Below are 21,305 nucleotides of genomic sequence, written 5' to 3'. Positions count from 1 at the left end.
AAAAAGCCGGGTGCGAAGCAACCCGGCTTTTTTTATGCCGCCTGTTCAGCGGTCTGCTGTGCCTTGAGCCAGGCGATCTCTTCCGCCCAGATATCCGGATTAATGGTTTCCAGCACCATGGGGATACCGTCGAAACGGGCATCCTGCATAATAAAGCGAAATGCATCGTGACCGATATTGCCTTCGCCCAGGCTATGGTGGCGGTCAACCCGGCTACCAAAGGCGCTTTTCGCATCGTTGAGGTGCATACCGCGCAGGTACTTGAAGCCAACGATGCGCTCAAACTCATCGAACGTGTTTTTCGTTGCCTCGGTTGTACGCAGATCGTAACCGGCCGCAAACGCGTGACAGGTATCAATGCACACGCCCACGCGGGATTTATCTTCCACGCCGTCGATGATCGCCGCCAGATGTTCGAACTTAAAGCCGAGATTGCTGCCCTGACCGGCGGTGTTTTCGATCACCGCGGTCACGCCGTTGGTTTTCTCCAGGGTGATGTTGATGGACTCAGCAATACGCGCCAGACAGGCGTCTTCGTCGATCTGCATCAGATGGCTACCCGGATGGAAGTTCAGCAGCGTCAGCCCCAGCTGTTCACAGCGCTGCACTTCATCAAGGAACGCCTCGCGGGATTTATCCAGCGCTTCCTGAACCGGATGACCGAGGTTAATCAGATAGCTGTCGTGGGGAAGGATCTGGCCCGGCCCGTAGTGGTATTTTTCACAGGCGGCTTTGAAATCATCAATCACGTCGGTGGTGAGCGGTGCGGCGCGCCACTGGCGCTGATTTTTGGTGAACAGGGCGAAAGCGGTTGCCTCGATTTCGGCGGCGCGAATGGCGGCGTTTGCAAGGCCACCTGCAGCGCTGACGTGCGCTCCAACATATTTCATAAAAAGACTCCTGTTAACCCGAAACGCTTATCATAACGGGTTAACAGGAGAACGACGAGAGGGTTTATGCCATCAGGCTGTGTACGGCGAGGTTAATCGCGCCGCCGCCCACAATCAGCCAGATAAAGAGCACCAGCGCCATCAGCAGCGGTTTTGCACCGGCTTTTTTCAGGGCGCTGACGTGCGTGGTCACACCCAGAGCCGCCATCGCCATGGCCAGCAGCACCGTATCCAGCGTCACCAGCATATCCACGACCGCTTTTGGCAGCAGGTGGAACGAGTTAAAGATAGCGACCACGATGAACAGGATCGCAAACCACGGGATGGTGATTTTGCTTTTCTCGCTGCTACCTGCCGGAGCCAGTTGCTTAACCCGCGCGGCCAGGAAAATCAGGAACGGGGCCAGCATCATGACGCGCAGCATTTTGGCGATGACCGCGGCATTTTCCGCTTCCGGATTGATGGCGTGACCTGCTGCGACCACCTGTGCCACCTCGTGCATCGTCGAACCGATATAGATGCCGTAGGTTTCCGGGCTAAACCAGTGCGCCACCAGCGGATACATAGCCGGATAAAGGAAGATCGCCAGCGTACCGAAGATGACCACCGTCGCGACGGCCACCGTCACTTTACTGGCTTCAGCTTTAACGACCGGTTCCGTTGCCAGTACCGCTGCCGCACCGCAAATGCTGCTGCCTGCGCCAATTAACCAGCTGGTCTGCTTGTCCAGGCCAAACACCTTCTGGCCGATAAAGCACGCCAGCATAAAGGTGCTCGAAAGGGTCAGGACATCAATGGCAATCCCGCTCACGCCGACATCCGCAATCTGCGAAAAGGTCAGGCGGAAGCCGTAAAGAATAATGCCCAGACGTAATAAATGTTGTTTGGCGAAAATGACGCCCCCGTCGCAGGATTTCCAGATGTGCGGGTAGACGGTATTCCCGACCACCATGCCGAGCAAAATAGCCAGCGTTAATGCACTAAACCCGGCGCCGGCCACTGCCGGTATACTGCCGCCCCATAAGGCCACACCGGTGACGACGGCGCTGAGCGCGAGACCCGGCAAGAAGTGCCACACTGTACGATGATGTTGTAAGGTGAGTTCTGACATAACCTTCTCCTTTGTCTGGCTAAAGGTTACGGCGATCTGGCTTAAAAATAAAATTGATTATATACTTATAATCAATCTATATAAGTGGTAAGTGACCATGCACATTACATTGCGTCAGCTGGAAGTGTTTGCCGAAGTGCTGAAGAGCGGCTCTACGACTCAGGCGTCACAAATGCTGGCGCTCTCTCAGTCTGCCGTTAGCGCGGCGTTGACCGATCTCGAAGGACAGTTAGGCGTTCAGCTTTTCGACAGGGTAGGGAAGCGTCTGGTGGTCAATGAGCATGGCCGCCTGCTTTACCCGCGCGCGCTGGCTCTGCTGGAGCAGGCTATCGAAATTGAACAGCTGTTCCGCGAAGACAACGGCGCGATCCGCGTTTTTGCCAGCAGTACCATCGGTAACTACATCCTGCCGGAAGTGATTGCCCGCTATCGCCGGGATTTTCCCTCGTTGCCGCTGGAGATGAGCGTGGGTAACAGCCAGGACGTCATCAACGCGGTGATCGATTTTCGCGTGGATATCGGTCTCATTGAAGGTCCGTGCCACAACGTCGATATCATCGCTGAGCCCTGGCTGGAAGATGAGCTGGTGGTGTTTGCCTCCCCGGCCTCTTCTTTATTACAGGGCGAGGTGACGCTGGAGCGCCTGGCGCAGGCTCAGTGGATCCTGCGCGAGCAGGGTTCCGGCACGCGTGAAATTGTCGATTACCTGCTGCTGTCTCATTTGCCGCATTTCCAGCTGGGAATGGAGCTGGGTAACTCGGAGGCGATTAAGCATGCGGTGCGTCATGGACTGGGGATCAGCTGCCTTTCCCGACGCGTGATTGTCGAACAGCTTGAGACGGGATCGCTGGTGGAAATTCCTGTTCCATTGCCGAAACTGGTGCGCACGCTGTGGTGCATCCATCATCGTCAGAAACACCTTTCCAGTTCGCTGCAGCGTTTTCTGCGCTATTGCGAGATGTGAAATTGCCCCTCATCCTGGCCCTCTCCCCAAAAGGGGGAGGGAAAAATGATGCTTTACTTATAATCCTGGCCGCGTCATGAAGCTCTCTTATAACTGAGTATTTCTGCCGGAAGGAACGCCGATCGTCTGCTACAATCGCGCCTCATTTATTGAATGGACAGCATTTTCACATGGTTTCAGAAACTAAAACCACAGAAGCGCCCACGCTACGTCGTGAACTCAAGGCGCGTCACCTAACGATGATCGCCATTGGCGGCTCCATCGGTACAGGTCTTTTCGTTGCCTCTGGCGCAACGATTTCGGCAGCCGGCCCGGGTGGGGCATTATTCTCTTATATCCTGATTGGCCTGATGGTCTACTTCCTGATGACCAGCCTGGGTGAACTGGCGGCATACATGCCGGTATCCGGTTCGTTTTCGACCTACGGACAAAAATATGTGGAAGAAGGCTTCGGCTTCGCGCTGGGCTGGAACTACTGGTACAACTGGGCTGTTACCATCGCCGTTGACCTCGTCGCCGCACAGCTGGTGATGACCTGGTGGTTCCCGGACACGCCGGGCTGGATCTGGAGCGCGTTGTTCCTGGTCGTCATTTTCCTGCTGAACTACATCTCCGTACGCGGGTTTGGTGAAGCGGAATACTGGTTCTCTTTGATCAAAGTGGCAACCGTCATCATCTTTATCGTCGTCGGTGTGGCGATGATCGTTGGTATTTTCAAAGGGGCAGAGCCTGCGGGCTGGAGCAACTGGACAATAGGCGATGCGCCGTTTGCCGGTGGGTTCTCGGCCATGATTGGCGTGGCGATGATTGTCGGCTTCTCTTTCCAGGGCACTGAGCTGATTGGTATTGCGGCCGGTGAATCTGAAAACCCGGAGAAGAACATTCCTCGCGCGGTGCGTCAGGTCTTCTGGCGTATCCTGCTGTTCTACGTGTTCGCGATCCTGATTATCAGCCTGATCATTCCGTATACCGATCCAAGCCTGCTGCGTAACGATGTGAAAGACATCAGCGTTAGCCCGTTCACTCTGGTCTTCCAGCACGCGGGACTGCTCTCTGCGGCGGCGGTAATGAATGCGGTGATCCTGACGGCAGTGCTGTCTGCGGGTAACTCCGGTATGTACGCGTCCACCCGTATGCTTTACACCCTGGCCTGCGACGGTAAAGCGCCGCGCATCTTCGCTAAACTGTCTCGCGGTGGTGTGCCACGTAACGCTCTGTACGCCACCACGGTGATTGCCGGTCTGTGCTTCCTGACCTCCATGTTCGGCAACCAGACGGTTTACCTGTGGCTGCTTAACACCTCCGGGATGACGGGCTTTATCGCCTGGCTGGGCATTGCCATCAGCCACTATCGCTTCCGTCGCGGTTACGTGATGCAAGGTCATGATCTGAACGACCTGCCGTATCGCTCAGGGTTCTTCCCGCTGGGGCCAATTTTCGCCTTCATTCTGTGTCTGATTATTACGCTGGGCCAGAACTATGAAGCGTTCCTCGCGGATACTATCGACTGGGGCGCCGTCACGGCAACCTACATCGGTATTCCGCTGTTCCTGATCATCTGGTTTGGTTACAAACTGACGAAAGGAACACACTTCGTTCGCTACAGTGAAATGGAATTCCCGGAACGATTTAAACAATAACCGCAATTCCTCTCTTTCAGCCCGCTCAACTGAGCGGGCTTTTTTATGGGGCGGTTAGAAGCTGTAAGTCATGCCCACGGTATAACGACGTCCATCAAGCACGGTGTCATACGTATCGTAATCAATTTGCTTATCGAGCACGTTATACACACCGGCAGTCACAAGCAGGTTTTTGTTCGCGTTGTAGCGCAGACCCACATCCACCTGGGTATAGGACGGTGTACCCTGGGACATTGATGTACGGCTCAGATACTCAGACGTTTTACCGCGCAGGTTCAGACGACTCCAGAAGCCGACGTCTGGTGTCGCCTGCCAGTCCAGGGTGGTATTGAACATATGTTTTGGCATTTTGTTCAACGGCTTACCGGAGAACTGGCCGCTCTTCTGCTCGGATTCCGTATAAGTGTAGTTTGCAGTCCAGTTCACATCGCGCGTGATTTTCCAGCCGAAGGTAGACTCCACGCCGCGCATGTTGGCTTTGTCCACGTTGACGCGGTCGCTCACGAAATCATAGCTATGATCGCCAATCGTACAGGCGGGATCGGAACTGCTGTTACAGCGGCGAACTTCAGTAATTTTGTCTTTGAAGTCGGTATTGAACAGCGTCACACCGGCATTAAGATTGTCGTTATTATCCCAGAGCAGGGCGATCTCTTCACTCAGACTCTTCTCTGGTTTCAGGTCCGGGTTGCCAACGATGATACCGTCAAGACGGCCACCACCCGTTACCTGCCCCCAGCTGGCAGACGACTGACGCAGGTCCGGTGCACGGTAGCCCGCAGAAACCCCGCCTTTTAATGTCCACTGGTCGGCGAGGTGCCATACACCGTAACCACGTGGCGTCCAGTTAGTACCATAGTTTTGGTCTTTGTCCATGCGCAGGCCGCCGGTTAACGTAAAGCTTTCCGTCATTGCCCATTCATCTTCGGCAAACAGTGCCCAACTCCAGCGTGTCAGTTTGTTCAGGCCATCGGCAGCCTCCAGTTGATTGCCGTTGTCGCGCAGTTTCTCATAGCGATATTGCCCGCCGAGAGTCAGGGTATGATCGGCGAGGAAGATCTGGTTCTGGTTGTTGAAGGTGGTGTTGTACGAGCGCATTTCACGATCCGGGTTATTCGTCTCTTCCTGTTGGATGTAGCTGGTGGTATTGAAGTCGTCGTAATAACCGCTGTGGGTTAATGAGTAGGTGGTATGTTCATAGCGGGTTTCGCTTTTGGTATTTGGCGTACAGGTCGTTCCACGGCAGGTTTCCGTCGCTTTCGACATCCCCGGCGTGCTGTTTCTGTCCTGAAGTTCACGGGTAAAGTCGAGGTCGAAATCATTTTGCTCGTCCGGCGTGAAATTCAACGTAATACCGCCGTTACGCATTTTCTGCTCGTTATACCCGTTCACAATCTTATCTTCTGCGCGGCGTGACAAAAGCCCCGTCACTTTTGCGCCAAGCAGCCCGTCAATCAGGGGACCTGAAGCGTAGGCGTTGGTCTGAAAGATATCACCGGAATCATTGTTTTCCTGGAAGGTTGCATCGCCATGCAACGAACCTGTCCAGGCTTTGGTGTTCGACACTTTTTTGGTAATGACGTTGATGACTCCACCCATAGCATCAGAGCCGTAAAGTGAGGACATCGGGCCACGGATAACCTCGATACGCTCAATGGACTCCAGCGGCGGCAGCCAGCCTTGTTCAATGCCCGAGTTGTCGCTGTTTGGGCGGGTACTGCGCGTACTCACGCGTTTGCCGTTCACCAGGAACAGCGTGTACTGCGACGCCATGCCGCGAATACTGATATCACTGCTGCTCCCGCCGCCAGTAACGACGACGCCCGGGACGTCTTTCAGGGCATCGGTGACATCACGGTAGGCTTTATCTTCAATCTGCTGTTTTGAAATCACCGAGATGGAGGCGGGGGCATTCTGGATTTTTTGTTCAAAACCCGTCGCAGTGACGACAACGGTGTCCTGATCGGCTGCGTGAACGAAGGAGGAAAGTGTGGCGGCGCCAATGGCAGCGGCCAGCAATTTAACGCGTGGTATTGTCATTTGTACATTCCATATAAAAAGAAAAAAACTCCATCGGGATAACCCTGAGAACTGTATGTATTTGTCTTGTAAGCACTCTTTGTGATGGAGAAGAGTCTGGAATTGTACAAAAGAATGTATAATTGTAAACACAAATGATAATTGAAATCATTTGTGTTTGATGTGTTGGCAAGAAAATAGCCTGGATTCAAGCGGATAGGATTATGTCAATAAGGGTAAAAGCCCGACAGGCGAGAGGCTATCGGGCAAATAGCGAAAATTACGCGAACAAATGCGCCGCGTGGAAGCGGAGATGATCCTCAATAAAGGAGGCCATAAAGTAATAGCTGTGGTCATATCCTGGCTGAATGCGCAGCGTGAGCGGCCAGTCCTTCTGGCGTGCCGCTTCAGCTAAAACGGCGGGCTGGAGTTGCCCGGCGAGGAACTGATCCGCATCGCCCTGATCGATAAGCATCGGGATCGCATTTGCTGAGTCGCTCGCCAGCATCAGCGCACAGCTGTCCCATTCCTGCCATTTCGTTTCATCTTTGCCCAGATAGTGGGTGAAGGCTTTTTGTCCCCACGGTACCTGCGTTGGGTTAACAATCGGCGCGAACGCAGAGACGCTGGTATATTTCCCGGGGTTTTTCAGCGCCATGATTAGCGCCCCGTGTCCGCCCATGGAATGTCCGCTGATGGCGCAGCGATCGTTTACCGCGAATTCGGCCTGAATCAGCGCAGGCAGCTCGTCACGGATGTAGTCATACATACGATAATGACTCGCCCACGGCTGCTCGGTCGCATTCAGGTAAAACCCGGCGCCTTTACCCAGGTCGTATCCTGCATCATCCGCCACATCGTCCCCACGGGGGCTGGTATCGGGCATCACCAGCGCGATACCCAGCTCGGCCGCAATACGCTGCGCACCGGCTTTGGTTGTGAAGTTTTCGTCGTTGCAGGTCAGGCCAGAAAGCCAGAACAGAACAGGCGGATTCTCTGCCGGAGGCAGGAAAATACTGAACGTCATGGCGCAGTTCAGCGTGGTGGAGTCGTGCCGCCAGCGCTGCTGTCGACCTTCAAAACAACGGTGCTCTTCGAGCAGTTCCATGCAAGGCTCCTTAATGAGAATAGCTATTCATTAGCATCATAATACAGCGTTTTCATTTACCTGTGAGCAACTTTCACTTTCGCGGAACGGCAAGATGCTGCATCATAAATTTACTTTTCTTTAACAATTGGAGCGGTCATGGCGCTGCGTATTGCGCTTAGTGGGTTTGTCGTTCTGGTGGTGGCGATGGGGATAGGGCGCTTTGCCTTTACGCCTCAGGTACCGCTGATGATTGCCGCCGGGCAACTCACGCTCACCAGCGCAGGCCTGGTGGCGGCGATGAATTATCTTGGCTATCTGGTGGGAGCATGGGATGCCATGCGCGCGCACCGCTTTGTTGAAACGCGGCTCTGGCTCGGCATTACGGGTGCGGTTGCATTGACGCTGTTCTCCGCGGCGGCGGATAACGCCGTCATACACGGCCTGCTGCGCTTTGCGATCGGCTGCATGAGTGGCTGGTCAATGGTACTCATTGCCGCCTGGACCAACGAGCGGCTGGGGCAACTGGGTAAACCGGGGCTCAGTGCTGCGGTGTTTGCCGGCCCCGGCGCGGGTATCGCCCTGAGCGGCCTGCTCGCGGTCTATATTCAGGCGAAATCCCTTTCGGCCGGTGCGGCGTGGCAGATCTACGGCGTGCTGGCGCTCGTGTTGATTGCGCTGGTGGCACGCTATCTGCCGCGTGCGGGTCAGCTTCATCGCCCGGGGACTGCGCCTGAGCCGCTGCGGCTGACCGCGGATTTAAAGCGCCTGGTCTGGAGCTACAGCCTGGCGGGATTTGGCTATATCCTTCCGGCGACCTTTTTATCGCAAATGGCCGCCGTGCGCTTTCCTGGCAGCCTGTTTGCCCAGTTTGTCTGGCCGATTTTTGGTCTCGCCGCTGTGGTGGGGATTGCGCTCAGCATTGCCTTGCGACATATCTCCACGGCTAACCGCAGGCTGGCTATCGTGCTGTGGCTTCAGGGCGCGGGTGTCCTGGCGGCCTGGCTGCTGCCGGGCATCGGCGGTTTGCTGACGGGCGGGCTGCTGGTAGGTGGTGGGTTCCTTTGCGCCGTGCAGCTCTCTCTTTTATACGGCCGAGAGCTGGCACCGAACCACACGCGTTATATGGCGGGACTGCTCACCACCGGGTATGCCATCGGGCAGTTGATTGGCCCGGTGACGTCGGCGTTATCGACCTGGCTAACCCACCGGCTGGAGCCTGCGCTGGGGCTGGCGGGCGTCGCGTTGTTCATCGGCGGCGCGCTGGTCTGGAATCGTCACGCTGAAAGGCAACAGCAATTGCAATAATTATCGTCGTGAATACTGGATTATGTGCGTCGCCTCACGCACAATGAGCGCATACTTTTGCCACAACGAGGGCGAAAGACGCCACACCTGCAGGAGAAGAAAATGTCATCACTCAGTAAAGAAGCTGCCCTGGTCCATGAAGCCCTGCTTGCGCGCGGTCTCGAAACGCCATTGCGTCCGCCCGTTGAGGATATGGACAATGAAACCCGTAAAAGTCTGATTTCCGGGCATATGACCGAGATCATGCAACTGCTGAATCTCGATCTGAGCGATGACAGTCTGATGGAGACGCCTAAGCGCATCGCGAAAATGTACGTCGACGAAATTTTCTCTGGCCTGGATTACGCCAACTTCCCGAAAATTACCGTTATCGAGAATAAGATGAAGGTGGACGAGATGGTCACGGTACGTGATATCACGCTGACCAGCACCTGCGAACATCACTTCGTCACTATCGACGGTAAAGCGACCGTGGCTTACATCCCGAAAGATACGGTGATTGGTCTGTCGAAGATCAACCGTATTGTGCAGTTCTTCGCGCAGCGTCCTCAGGTTCAGGAGCGTCTGACGCAGCAGATCCTGATTGCCCTGCAAACGCTGCTGGGCACCAATAACGTGGCGGTCTCCATCGATGCCGTTCACTACTGCGTGAAAGCCCGCGGCGTACGTGATGCGACCAGTGCAACCACCACCACTTCGCTGGGCGGTCTGTTTAAATCGAGCCAGAACACCCGCCAGGAGTTCCTGCGCGCCGTGCGTCACCACAACTAATCTCACAGGGCAGGGACCATGGAGCGAAACGTCACGCTCGATTTTGTTCGCGGCGTCGCCATACTGGGTATCCTGCTGCTGAATATTAGCGCCTTCGGTCTGCCGAAGGCCGCTTATCTCAATCCCGCCTGGTACGGCGATATCACCCGAAGCGATGCCTGGACCTGGGCAATCCTTGATCTGTTTGCCCAGGTTAAATTCCTCACGCTCTTTGCCCTGCTGTTTGGCGCAGGACTACAGCTTCTGCTTAAACGCGGCACCCGCTGGATCCAGTCGCGCTTAACCCTGCTGGTGATCCTCGGTTTTATCCACGGTCTGTTCTTCTGGGACGGCGATATTCTTCTCGCGTATGGGTTAGTCGGGCTTATCTGCTGGCGTCTCATTCGTGATGCGCACAGCGTTAAAAGCCTGTTTAACACCGGCGTGATGCTCTATCTCATGGGGCTTGGGGTGCTGCTGCTGCTGGGGATGATCTCTGGCGAAGCGACCAACCGTTCCTGGATCCCGGATGCTGCAAACCTCCAGTATGAGCAGTTCTGGAAGCTAAAAGGCGGTACGGAAGCCATTAGCAACCGGGCGGATATGCTGGGGGATAACCTTCTTGCGCTGGGGGCGCAATACGGCTGGCAGCTGGCAGGGATGATGCTGATGGGGGCGTCATTGATGCGCACCGGGTGGCTGAAAGGGGAGTTCAGCCTGCGTCATTATCGTCGCACCGGGGCAGGGCTGGTTCTGCTCGGCGTGCTGATAAACCTCCCGTCGGTGATGATACAGTGGCACATTCACTGGGATTATCGCTGGTGCGCTTTCCTGCTCCAGGTACCGCGTGAACTGAGCGCGCCATTCCAGACCATCGGCTACGCGGCGCTAATATATGGCTTCTGGCCGCAGCTTTCTCGCCTGTGGCTTGTCAGCGCAGTCGCCTGCGTCGGGCGCATGGCGTTAAGCAATTACCTCCTGCAAACGTTGATATGCACCACGATTTTCTATCGCTTTGGCCTGTTTATGAAATTCGACCGCCTCGGGCTGCTGGCGTTTGTTATTCCGATCTGGGCGGTTAATCTGGCGTTTTCCGTTATCTGGCTGCGTTATTTCCGTCAGGGGCCGCTGGAGTGGGTGTGGCGTCAGTTAACCGCACATGCTTCAGGGGTATCATTGAGTAATACATCCAGATAACGATCTGGATCACAATCATTAACAAAACGGATGTAAGCGTTTTCATGACTGTGAGCTTCTTCACGTAGTCCCTTTTCTCTCGCTGCCAAAATAGCCACCTTGCTAAACACAGGGGGTGTCTGTGAGTTGCTGCAATCCTTTGAAGGATGGTGAATATGATCACCATTCGTGATGTCGCCCGTCTGGCGGGCGTTTCTGTGGCTACCGTCTCCCGCGTACTGAACAACAGTGCGCTGGTGAGCCCTGAAACCCGTGAAACCGTAATGAAAGCCGTGACCCAGCTCGGGTACCGGCCAAATGCCAACGCGCAGGCGCTTGCCACGCAGGTCAGCGATACCATCGGCGTGGTGGTGATGGATGTCTCAGACGCCTTTTTCGGTGCGCTGGTGAAAGCGGTCGATGTGGTTGCCCAGCAGCATCAAAAATATGTGCTGATTGGCAACAGCTATCATGAGGCGGAGAAAGAGCGTCATGCCATCGAAGTACTGATTCGCCAGCGCTGTAACGCCCTGATTGTTCACTCCAAAGCCTTAAGTGATGAAGAGCTTGCCGGGTTTATGGAACAGATTCCGGGCATGGTGCTGATTAACCGGATTGTGCCGGGCTATGCCCACCGCTGTGTTGGGCTGGATAACGTCAGCGGCGCCATGATGGCCACCAAAATGCTTATCAATAACGGCCATCAGCGGATCGGTTATCTTGCCTCCAGCCATCAAATTGAAGATGACGCGTACCGGCGTGAGGGCTGGCAAAACGCCCTGAAAGAACACGGCATTATCGCATCAGAGAGCTGGATCGGCACCGGTACGCCTGACATGCAGGGCGGTGAGGCGGCAATGGTGGAGTTGCTGGGCCGCAATCTGCAGCTTTCTGCGGTGTTTGCGTATAACGACAGCATGGCAGCGGGCGCGCTGACGGCACTGAAAGATAACGGCATTGCGGTGCCGCAGCATTTGTCGTTGATTGGCTTTGACGACATTCCGATCGCCCGTTACACCGACCCGCAGCTGACCACGGTACGCTATCCCATTGCTTCTATGGCAAAACTGGCTACTGAACTGGCGTTACAGGGAGCTGCAGGGCTGCTGGATCCTGGGGCGACGCATTGCTTCATGCCAACCCTGGTGCGTCGACATTCCGTCGCGTCGCGGCAAATTGTGGCTCCGATCACTAACTGATTACGTGAGGTGATGTAACCGTTTTCAATCTGTGAGTAAATTCACAGTATCTTAACAAGGCGCTGACTATGATGTCAGCGTTTTAGCAGCTGAAACGCTATGTAACGGTGACTATTCACTTTAACAGTAGCCAATGTGCCGCAAACAACGAATAAAACGCATTTCTGGAGCGTTACCGACCACGGAAGAGAGAAATTTTATAAGTGAACGTCGGCTGTCAGTAACGTTTTATTAACATCTGCCTGCCGCTCGTTATTCACCAGAACTACCCTGCATAAAAAAAACCGGAGATACCATGAATAAGAAGGTGTTGACCCTGTCTGCTGTAATGGCAAGCATGCTTTTTGGTGCAGCAGCGCACGCTGCAGATACCCGTATTGGTGTGACGATTTATAAATACGACGACAACTTCATGTCTGTTGTACGTAAAGCTATCGAGAAAGATGCGAAAGCAGCGCCAGACGTACAGCTGCTGATGAATGACTCCCAGAATGACCAGTCCAAACAGAACGACCAGATCGACGTTCTGCTGGCGAAAGGCGTGAAAGCCCTGGCGATCAACCTGGTTGACCCGGCTGCAGCAGGCACGGTAATTGAAAAAGCGCGCGGCCAGAATGTGCCAATCGTCTTCTTCAACAAAGAACCTTCCCGTAAAGCGCTGGATAGCTATGACAAAGCGTATTACGTCGGTACTGACTCCAAAGAGTCCGGCATTATTCAGGGCGATCTGATCGCGAAACACTGGGCAGCGAACCCGAACTGGGACCTGAACAAAGACGGTCAGATCCAGTTCGTTCTGCTGAAAGGCGAACCTGGTCACCCGGATGCTGAAGCGCGTACGACTTACGTTATCAAAGAGCTGAATGATAAGGGCCTGAAAACCCAGCAGCTGGCATTAGATACCGCGATGTGGGATACCGCCCAGGCGAAAGATAAGATGGATGCCTGGCTGTCCGGCCCTAACGCGAACAAAATCGAAGTGGTTATCGCCAACAACGATGCGATGGCAATGGGTGCGGTAGAAGCGCTGAAAGCCCACAATAAATCGTCCATTCCGGTATTCGGTGTGGATGCCCTGCCAGAAGCGCTGGCGCTGGTTAAATCTGGCGCGATGGCCGGTACCGTTCTGAACGATGCCAATAACCAGGCGAAAGCCACCTTCGATCTGGCGAAAAACCTCGCTGACGGTAAAGGCGCGGCAGATGGCACCAGCTGGAAAATTGACAACAAAATCGTTCGCGTACCTTACGTGGGCGTAGACCAGTCCAACCTGGCTGAGTTTATCGGTAAATAAGTGAGTTAACCTGTCTCCACTGGGCGCAATTCGTTGCGCCCTTTTATAACGCGATATGCGAGGCCAACAAGGTATAATTATGGTCAGCACAACTACTCAGTCAACCGGTGAATACTTGTTGGAAATGAACGGTATTAACAAGTCATTTCCCGGTGTTAAGGCACTCGATAATGTTAATTTAAAAGTCCGTCCTCACTCTATTCATGCATTAATGGGGGAGAACGGTGCGGGTAAATCAACATTATTAAAATGTCTTTTTGGGATCTATCAAAAAGATTCTGGCAGCATTCTTTTTCAGGGGAAAGAGATCGATTTCCATTCAGCGAAAGAAGCACTGGAAAACGGTATCTCGATGGTTCACCAGGAATTAAACCTGGTACTGCAACGTTCCGTTATGGATAACATGTGGTTGGGGCGTTATCCAACCAAAGGTGTCTTTGTCGATCAGGACAAAATGTATCGTGACACCAAAGCGATTTTTGATGAGCTGGATATTGATATCGATCCGCGCGCTCGCGTGGGAACCTTATCCGTCTCACAAATGCAGATGATCGAAATTGCCAAAGCGTTCTCCTATGATGCGAAAATCGTCATCATGGACGAACCGACATCGTCATTAACGGAAAAAGAGGTTAATCACCTTTTTACCATTATTCGTAAGCTGAAAGAACGCGGCTGCGGCATTGTCTACATCTCTCACAAAATGGAAGAGATCTTCCAGCTGTGCGATGAGATTACCATCCTGCGCGACGGCCAGTGGATTGCCACGCAGCCGCTGGAAGGGCTGGATATGGACAAGATCATCGCCATGATGGTTGGCCGCTCCCTTAACCAGCGCTTCCCGGACAAAGAGAACAAGCCGGGTGAAGTGATTCTTGAAGTGCGCAATCTCACCTCGCTGCGTCAGCCGTCCATCCGCGATGTCTCCTTCGACCTGCACAAAGGCGAAATCCTAGGGATTGCCGGTCTGGTGGGGGCAAAGCGAACCGACATTGTGGAAACCTTGTTTGGTATCCGTGAGAAGGCCCAGGGCACCATTACGCTGCACGGAAAGAAAATTAACAACCACAATGCCAACGAAGCCATTAATAACGGTTTTGCGCTGGTAACGGAAGAACGTCGTTCGACGGGTATTTATGCTTATCTGGATATTAACTTTAACTCGTTAATTTCTAATATTCGTAATTACAAAAATAAAGTCGGACTGCTGGATAACTCCCGCATGAAGAGCGATACCCAGTGGGTGATTGACTCCATGCGCGTGAAAACGCCTGGCCACCGCACGCAAATTGGTTCGCTTTCGGGGGGTAACCAGCAAAAAGTCATTATCGGACGTTGGTTATTAACCCAGCCAGAAATTCTGATGCTGGATGAACCTACCCGTGGCATTGACGTCGGCGCGAAGTTTGAAATTTATCAGTTGATTGCCGAGCTGGCGAAAAAGAATAAAGGGATCATTATTATTTCTTCCGAAATGCCGGAACTGTTAGGGATCACAGACCGTATTCTGGTTATGAGCAATGGTCTCGTTGCCGGTATTGTTGACACCAAAACGACAACGCAAAACGAAATTTTGCGTCTTGCGTCTTTGCACCTTTAAGATCAGGGGCTCCTCATGAGTGCGTTAAATAAAAAAAGTTTTCTCACTTACCTGAAAGAAGGCGGAATTTACGTTGTTCTTTTAGTCCTGCTGGCCATTATCATTTTTCAGGACCCTACGTTCTTAAGTCTGCTGAACCTGAGTAACATTCTGACCCAGTCTTCCGTGCGTATTATCATTGCACTGGGCGTGGCGGGCCTTATCGTCACCCAGGGTACTGACCTTTCTGCCGGTCGTCAGGTCGGCCTGGCGGCGGTTATTGCGGCCACCCTGCTGCAGTCGATGGAAAACGCCAACAAGGTCTTCCCGGAAATGGCGACCATGCCGATTTTCGTGGTGATACTGATTGTCTGCGCCATCGGCGCGGTGATTGGTCTGATCAACGGTATCATCATCGCTTACCTGAACGTGACGCCATTTATCACCACGCTGGGTACGATGATCATCGTTTACGGTATCAACTCCCTCTACTACGACTTCGTGGGCGCGTCTCCTATCTCGGGCTTTGACAGCGGCTTCTCAACCTTCACGCAAGGGTTTATCGCGCTGGGCAGTTTCCGCCTGTCGTATATCACCTTCTATGCGCTGATCGCGGTGGCGTTTGTCTGGATCCTTTGGAACAAAACGCGCTTTGGTAAAAACATCTTTGCTATCGGCGGTAACCCGGAAGCGGCGAAAGTCTCCGGCGTCAACGTGGCCCTGAACCTGCTGATGATCTATGCCCTGTCCGGGGTGTTCTACGCCTTCGGTGGGATGCTGGAAGCGGGGCGTATCGGTTCTGCAACCAACAACCTCGGCTTTATGTACGAACTGGATGCGATTGCAGCCTGTGTGGTCGGCGGCGTCTCCTTCAGCGGCGGCGTGGGTACCGTACTCGGTGTGGTCACCGGTGTGATCATCTTCACCGTGATCAACTACGGCCTGACCTACATCGGCGTGAACCCGTACTGGCAGTACATCATTAAAGGCGCGATTATTATCTTCGCTGTTGCGCTGGATTCACTGAAGTACGCACGTAAGAAGTAAGCTCAACAATGAAAAACCCGCAGCGATGCGGGTTTTTTTTTATGAGAAAAGTGTGGCTATCAGCGATTTTGAAATGGGCACCAGCCCGGTTTGAAGCCCGAAGGGTTTAAAGATTTTGTTAATGATGTCAGCGGAATAGTTGCCTCTGTTATTTTCTACATCTGACAATGTTTTTCGGGATACGCTGACTAATTTTGCATATTCATCCTGTTTTAGCCCCAACACCTCGACCCTGAGTTTCCTCAGTGCTTCTCCTTGCGTGATTTTACCCAACAATATGTCCCGAATGGCTGCGTGCAAGAGATCCTGACGATCGCGTGTATCGACACGTGTTAAGCCTGGTGAAACGCGTTGCCTGTTTACCTGCGTTAATTTGTCAGGATCCTCTGCGTCGTCATGATGTCTCCTTCCATTTGCGCTGCGTATACGGGCTAATGTTTGCAGAAACTCTGACTCTGTCTTATCGGGTGTTTTCATAATAAGCCCCAGCGGGAAAGTTTGTCTGGAATAAAGCGAAAACCGATTGCAGGCATTTCCAGTATCTGTTTTGGAACACCGCGCGCCGCCAATCTTTCCGGTAGGTCGACGAGTTGAACGGCTGTCTCATGCAGGGCGTTAAGCAACGTCGAAGGGGGAATCCACTCCGCCAGCTCCGGTTGCGCCACCTGCCGCGGCGCCTCTTTCCTGGGCATAATCCAGAAAGTCGGCTGCCCGCTCGATGACGTCCGTAACCGTAAACGTTTTAGCGCTTGCGAATTCATTCCATTCCGGTACGGATTCTTTAATGCGTAAATTCCCAACAGGGGACATTGTGCCAAATTTTAGCAATAAAAAATTTTGCTGGCTGAGTGGTAATTCACTGATACCAAGCGCATTTATCCAGTAGCGACGACTGGCGCCGGCGGGAATGATATCGTCGATGAATCGCAGCCAGCCTGGATTTCCGTGGTCATTAAAAAAAGTGATACGGGGTGATTAAGGCAAGTAATGCCACTTATATCTCACATTATCCGTTTTTTGAGAGGTTAATGAGTAATATATTACTCATTGTGCAAATTTATTTTTTCTTCTGCAGATCAAGCAGTTGCTCCGGTGTCACAGCCGGGTAACCCTGCGCGTCTTCCGGTACTTCATGCATCGCCGGAATCGGCACCAGCGGGCCTAAAAAGCGCGGTTCACGTTTGAAAATGTAGAGGTCCGCCAATGCGCCAAAGCGCGCGCCAAATTCGCGCACGCGCACGCTCAGCATATCTTTAGGCGACGGCACCGCGTAGCACTGCGCCTGAATACCCATATGCAGCGCAATAAACAGCGCGCGCTCGCAGTGGAAACGCTGGGTGATGATGATGAAGTCGTTGGTGTCGAACACTTTGCGGGTGCGCACGATGGAGTCGAGGGTGCGGAAGCCTGCGTAGTCGAGCACGATGTCGGCAGGATCCACGCCTGCGGCAATCAGGTCCTTACGCATCGTCACCGGTTCGTTATAGCTTTGCAGCGCGTTATCACCGCTTAACAGCAGATAGTTCACCTTGCCGCTGTTGTAAGCGTTCAGCGCGCCCTGAATTCGGTAACGATAATACTGGTTGATCACCCCGGTGCGGTAATACTTGGCGGTGCCGAGCACCACGCCCACCTGGCGATAGGGCAGGTCCTGCAGGTCATCAAAGATGTAAGGGGCGGTTTTCCAGCTCATCCAGCGGTCGAGACCCAGCACGATCAACAGCAGTATGCCGACCAGGACAGACAGGCTGTAAAAAACGCGCTTTAACATGGAGATGGCTCGTTCGTGGATGAAAGTTCACTCAGGCTACTTTACCCGTCTGGTTAGCGCAAGAAACAGCGACTCAACTGAGGGGTTTTTCAGCAATGTGGCGGACATTTCAGTCCGCCGGAAGGATTTATGCCAGCAGTACGCGGTCGATCGTCGTGCAGCCTAACGCCTTGAGCGTCGCAGCGGTAGCATCCCACTGAATCAGTGGCGCATCGGCCTTTTCGGCCAGAATTGCGCGCTGAATGTCGGGGTAGTCGTAGCCGTTCAGGCTCAGCAGGTTGAGCGCACCCTGCAGCGGCGGCAGCGTTGGGTTAAACGCGGCGTTTTCCGCATAGCTGCCGGTGAAGATACGGCCATCGCGGCACTGCAGTGCTACGCCGCTTGGGGCGTTACTGTACGGAGTGTGGCTCTTGTTAGCCGCACGAATGGCCGCTTCGCTCAGGTCATCGCCGGACAGGGCGAAACCATGATCCTGCTCGTCCATCAGCAGCGTTTTAATGTTCAGATCTTTCGGGCCGAAGGCATCCGGCAGGTAATCGCCCAGCGTGTGTGGCGCACGTCCCGGCAGGTTGATGCGCAGTTGCAGCCCGCTGTTCAGCTCGTTCATAAACTGACGGCAGTGGCCGCACGGCGTGTAGTTCACGGTGATGGCGCTCAGGGCCTTTTCACCGCGCAACCAGGCGTGGCTGATGGCGCTTTGCTCCGCATGAACGGTTTGCTGCATGGTTGCGCCCAGGAACTCCATGTTTCCACCGAAGTACCAGGTTCCGCTGACGCCGCGCGCAATAGCGCCGACGTTGAAGTGGGAGAGATCGGCACGCGCGCAGGCGGCAGCCAGGGGCAGCAGTGCGAAAGCCAGCGCGTCTTCATCCAGTCCCGCTGCTTGTTTCAGCATGGTGACCTGCTCTGCCGTCAGCAGGGCGGGGAAATGTGCATCTGCCAGGACGGGAGCAAGGGCTGATTGCAAATTCTCTGCAAGCTGAGCGAAGGCAGCTTGAAAACGTGGGTGCATGGCGTTTGCCTCATAAAGGTTAATGGATCGGTAGTTTACGGAGCCGCTGGGGCTTTATATGTGATCCACTTCTCATTATGTATGCAACTTATGAAATCAAAATGAAATTTGCGCGACGCATCGCAAATTTTAGCCCATCACCGCCAGAATCAACGGGAAAATGAACGGGGCGAGCAGGGAGGTGATAATCCCGCAGATCACCAGCGCCAGGGAGCTAAAAGCCCCTTCCTGATAGTCCAGCTCCGCGCAGCGGGCGGTACCCAGGGCGTGCGAGGCGGTACCCATCGACAATCCCCGCGCCGCTTTAGTATGGATCCGCATCGCGTTCAGGAGGGTGTGACCAAACACCGCGCCGAGAATACCGACGAAAATGACGCACATCGCGCTGATGGCCGGGATCCCGCCGAGGCTGCCGCCTACCGCCATTGCGATAGGTGTGGTCACCGATTTAGGCAGAATAGAGGCCGCAATTTGTGGCGAAGCGCCCATCAATAGCGCCACCGACGTGCCGGTGATCATCGCCACCAGGCTGCCCACAAAACAGATCGTAATGATGGATTTCCAGCGGGCGCGGATCTGGTGCAGCTGCTCATATAAAGGAAAGGCGAGGGCCACAACGGCGGGCTGCAACAGGTCGTTTAAAATTTTGCTGCCGGCAAAGTAACGTTCGTAAGGGATGCCGGTGAGCAGCAGGAAAGGAATAATTACCACCATCGCCACCAGCAGGGGGTTGAGCAGCGGCATTTTGAAGCGTGCGGCAAGTTTGCGCGCGGCGAAGAAGACCAGCAGGGTTAACGGCAGAGACCACCAGATATTAGCCATCATTTTTTTGTTTTCTCCCCGATGACGTTACGTTCGCCATGTACCAGATGTGAACTCCAGCTCACAACAAGGAAAACCACCAGCGTGCTAACCGCGCAGGAGACCACAATCGGGCCGAACTGGGCTTTGAGCAAATCAAAATACTGCATGACCCCGACGCCGATGGGCACGAAAAGCAGCGCCATATAGCGGATGAGGACGAAACAGCCGGGGTTAACCCACTTTGCGGGCAGAATTTGCAGCGCCAGTAAAACAAAGAGGATCAGCATGCCGATAATGCTGCCAGGAATGGTGATAGGCAGCAGCGACGCGATAAAAATCCCGGCATACAGGCAGGCGTAAATCAGGACGAATGCGCGCAGATATTGCCAGATAATGTTCAATGATTTGCTCATGGTGATAGTCCTTGATGAAACGCATTCATCATACAATTAAACCTGAAAATGTGCCACGGATCACATCATGAATTTTGAGCATACCAGACATTCCGGAATGGAACGCCGGGCTTTCCACATACATACAGAGCAGCTACTATAGCGCGTCTTTTTTCACAGGTACTCAGAATGCGTGTTTTACTGGCCCCGATGGAAGGCGTGCTCGACTCACTTGTGCGCGAGCTGCTTACCGAGGTGAACGATTACGATCTCTGCGTGACGGAGTTTTTGCGCGTGGTCGATATGTTGCTGCCAGAAAAGTCATTCTACCGTCTCTGTCCTGAACTGCACCGCCAGAGCCGGACGCCTTCCGGTACGCTGGTGCGGATCCAGCTGTTAGGCCAGTATCCTGAATGGCTGGCGGAAAACGCAGCCAGGGCCGTGGCGCTGGGTTCTTATGGCGTCGATCTCAACTGCGGCTGTCCGTCAAAGCTGGTCAACGGCAGCGGCGGCGGGGCAACGCTACTCAAGGATCCTGAGCTGATTTATCGCGGCGCAAAAGCCATGCGCGAGGCGGTACCCTCGCATCTGCCGGTCACTGTGAAAGTTCGTCTGGGCTGGGACAGCGGAGATAAGCAGTTTGAAATTGCCGATGCGGTGCAGCAGGCTGGTGCCACCGAGCTGGTGGTGCATGGCCGCACCAAGGAAGATGGTTATAAAGCTGAGCGGATTAACTGGCAGGCGATTGGCGAGATCCGCAAACGGCTCACTATTCCGGTGATCGCTAACGGCGAAATCTGGGATTATGAAAGCGCGCAGGCATGCCTGAAAGAGACGGGCTGCAATGCGGTGATGATTGGCCGCGGTGCGCTGAACGTGCCCAACCTCAGTCGCGTCGTGAAATATAACGAACCGCGTATGCCATGGGCTGACGTGGTGACGCTGCTGCAAAAATACAGCCGTCTGGAAAAGCAGGGTGATACCGGTTTGTATCACGTCGCGCGCATCAAGCAGTGGCTGAGCTATTTACGTAAAGAATACAGCGAAGCGCTGGGGTTATTTCAGGCGATCCGCACGCTCCAGACGTCGGCTGAAATTGCGCGGGTCATTCAGTCAAAATAACTAGCGGTAATATTTAAATTTAAATAATTCACTGGGTGAATATTTTTCTGATTATGTAAATGTATAACAATTTGCGGATTGCCACGCGTTACTAAAAAACGGAAAGTCATCAAGCGTAAGTTGCGCCTTTATTTTTTGAG

At 53.9% G+C, this 21,305-nt stretch carries 20 protein-coding genes; 10 read left to right on the top strand and 10 right to left on the bottom strand.

Features of this window, described 5'->3' with window-relative positions:
• Window positions 1–32: 32 nt before the first annotated feature.
• Window positions 33–890, bottom strand: coding sequence for a deoxyribonuclease IV (nfo, locus tag L977_RS06380; protein ID WP_014884574.1), 858 nt, complete (start codon window positions 888–890; stop codon window positions 33–35).
• Between the two features lie 64 nt (window positions 891–954).
• The gene (locus L977_RS06375; protein ID WP_047625336.1) at window positions 955–2,001 is read right to left on the bottom strand and encodes a YeiH family protein; all 1,047 of its coding nucleotides are present in this window, start codon (window positions 1,999–2,001) and stop codon (window positions 955–957) included.
• Window positions 2,002–2,098: 97 nt separating this feature from the next.
• On the opposite strand from L977_RS06375, the gene yieE reads away from it, so the two are divergent.
• Together yieE and lysP are read left to right on the top strand one after the other, a co-directional pair.
• Window positions 2,099–2,965: a DNA-binding transcriptional regulator YeiE gene (yieE, locus tag L977_RS06370; RefSeq protein ID WP_047625335.1), complete on the top strand. Its 867-nt coding sequence runs from the start codon at window positions 2,099–2,101 to the stop codon at window positions 2,963–2,965.
• 170 nt (window positions 2,966–3,135) lie between these two features.
• Entirely contained in the window at window positions 3,136–4,605 is a 1,470-nt protein-coding gene (lysP, locus tag L977_RS06365; RefSeq protein WP_014884571.1) for a lysine-specific permease, read from the top strand.
• Between the two features lie 54 nt (window positions 4,606–4,659).
• Here lysP and L977_RS06360 read toward each other — a convergent pair whose 3' ends face one another.
• Both L977_RS06360 and fghA read right to left on the bottom strand, forming a co-directional pair.
• Window positions 4,660–6,645, bottom strand: coding sequence for a ligand-gated channel protein (locus tag L977_RS06360; RefSeq protein WP_047344814.1), 1,986 nt, complete (start codon window positions 6,643–6,645; stop codon window positions 4,660–4,662).
• A 259-nt stretch (window positions 6,646–6,904) separates the two neighbouring features.
• Window positions 6,905–7,732: an S-formylglutathione hydrolase gene (gene fghA / locus L977_RS06355; protein WP_014884569.1), complete on the bottom strand. Its 828-nt coding sequence runs from the start codon at window positions 7,730–7,732 to the stop codon at window positions 6,905–6,907.
• Between the two features lie 138 nt (window positions 7,733–7,870).
• Between fghA and L977_RS06350 the strand changes: the two genes are divergently transcribed.
• From L977_RS06350 to mglC, 7 genes are all read left to right on the top strand, one after another.
• The gene (locus L977_RS06350) at window positions 7,871–9,019 is read left to right on the top strand and encodes a YbfB/YjiJ family MFS transporter (protein ID WP_047625332.1); all 1,149 of its coding nucleotides are present in this window, start codon (window positions 7,871–7,873) and stop codon (window positions 9,017–9,019) included.
• 102 nt (window positions 9,020–9,121) lie between these two features.
• Complete coding sequence (folE, locus tag L977_RS06345; RefSeq protein ID WP_014884567.1) at window positions 9,122–9,790, top strand: GTP cyclohydrolase I FolE; 669 nt, start codon at window positions 9,122–9,124, stop codon at window positions 9,788–9,790.
• Between the two features lie 18 nt (window positions 9,791–9,808).
• Complete coding sequence (yeiB, locus tag L977_RS06340) at window positions 9,809–10,966, top strand: DUF418 domain-containing protein YeiB (RefSeq protein ID WP_023337545.1); 1,158 nt, start codon at window positions 9,809–9,811, stop codon at window positions 10,964–10,966.
• A 155-nt stretch (window positions 10,967–11,121) separates the two neighbouring features.
• Window positions 11,122–12,144, top strand: coding sequence for an HTH-type transcriptional regulator GalS (gene galS / locus L977_RS06335; protein WP_047625330.1), 1,023 nt, complete (start codon window positions 11,122–11,124; stop codon window positions 12,142–12,144).
• Between the two features lie 295 nt (window positions 12,145–12,439).
• Window positions 12,440–13,438: a galactose/glucose ABC transporter substrate-binding protein MglB gene (gene mglB, locus L977_RS06330; protein ID WP_014884564.1), complete on the top strand. Its 999-nt coding sequence runs from the start codon at window positions 12,440–12,442 to the stop codon at window positions 13,436–13,438.
• 79 nt (window positions 13,439–13,517) lie between these two features.
• On the top strand, window positions 13,518–15,038 hold the full coding sequence (gene mglA, locus L977_RS06325; RefSeq protein WP_014884563.1) for a galactose/methyl galactoside ABC transporter ATP-binding protein MglA: 1,521 nt from the start codon (window positions 13,518–13,520) through the stop codon (window positions 15,036–15,038).
• A gap of 15 nt (window positions 15,039–15,053) precedes the next feature.
• A complete protein-coding gene (gene mglC / locus L977_RS06320; protein WP_013097952.1) occupies window positions 15,054–16,064 on the top strand; it encodes a galactose/methyl galactoside ABC transporter permease MglC in 1,011 nt (336 codons plus the stop codon).
• A gap of 39 nt (window positions 16,065–16,103) precedes the next feature.
• Here mglC and L977_RS06315 read toward each other — a convergent pair whose 3' ends face one another.
• The 6 genes from L977_RS06315 to L977_RS06290 all read right to left on the bottom strand — a co-directional run bounded on the left by L977_RS06315 (window position 16,104) and on the right by L977_RS06290 (window position 20,064).
• A complete protein-coding gene (locus tag L977_RS06315; protein WP_047625327.1) occupies window positions 16,104–16,541 on the bottom strand; it encodes a helix-turn-helix transcriptional regulator in 438 nt (145 codons plus the stop codon).
• Window positions 16,538–16,825, bottom strand: a complete 288-nt coding sequence (locus tag L977_RS24435) for a hypothetical protein (RefSeq protein WP_047625326.1) — start codon at window positions 16,823–16,825, stop codon at window positions 16,538–16,540. The genes L977_RS06315 and L977_RS24435 overlap by 4 nt, the downstream gene beginning before the upstream one ends.
• Window positions 16,826–17,121: 296 nt before the next feature.
• Window positions 17,122–17,835, bottom strand: a complete 714-nt coding sequence (gene sanA, locus L977_RS06305; RefSeq protein ID WP_032636024.1) for an outer membrane permeability protein SanA — start codon at window positions 17,833–17,835, stop codon at window positions 17,122–17,124.
• 127 nt (window positions 17,836–17,962) lie between these two features.
• Entirely contained in the window at window positions 17,963–18,847 is an 885-nt protein-coding gene (gene cdd, locus L977_RS06300; protein WP_047625325.1) for a cytidine deaminase, read from the bottom strand.
• A 129-nt stretch (window positions 18,848–18,976) separates the two neighbouring features.
• Window positions 18,977–19,672, bottom strand: a complete 696-nt coding sequence (locus L977_RS06295; RefSeq protein WP_014884559.1) for a CidB/LrgB family autolysis modulator — start codon at window positions 19,670–19,672, stop codon at window positions 18,977–18,979.
• The gene (locus L977_RS06290) at window positions 19,669–20,064 is read right to left on the bottom strand and encodes a CidA/LrgA family protein (RefSeq protein ID WP_014884558.1); all 396 of its coding nucleotides are present in this window, start codon (window positions 20,062–20,064) and stop codon (window positions 19,669–19,671) included. The genes L977_RS06295 and L977_RS06290 overlap by 4 nt, the downstream gene beginning before the upstream one ends.
• A 168-nt stretch (window positions 20,065–20,232) precedes the next feature.
• Here L977_RS06290 and dusC point away from each other — a divergent pair, with 168 nt between their 5' ends.
• Window positions 20,233–21,165: a tRNA dihydrouridine(16) synthase DusC gene (gene dusC / locus L977_RS06285; protein ID WP_023330920.1), complete on the top strand. Its 933-nt coding sequence runs from the start codon at window positions 20,233–20,235 to the stop codon at window positions 21,163–21,165.
• Window positions 21,166–21,305 lie beyond the last annotated feature (140 nt).

This window comes from Enterobacter sp. ZOR0014 (assembly GCF_000798855.1).
Taxonomy (GTDB): Bacteria; Pseudomonadota; Gammaproteobacteria; order Enterobacterales; family Enterobacteriaceae; genus Enterobacter; species Enterobacter kobei.
This window is presented reverse-complemented; position numbering and strand designations above follow the sequence as displayed.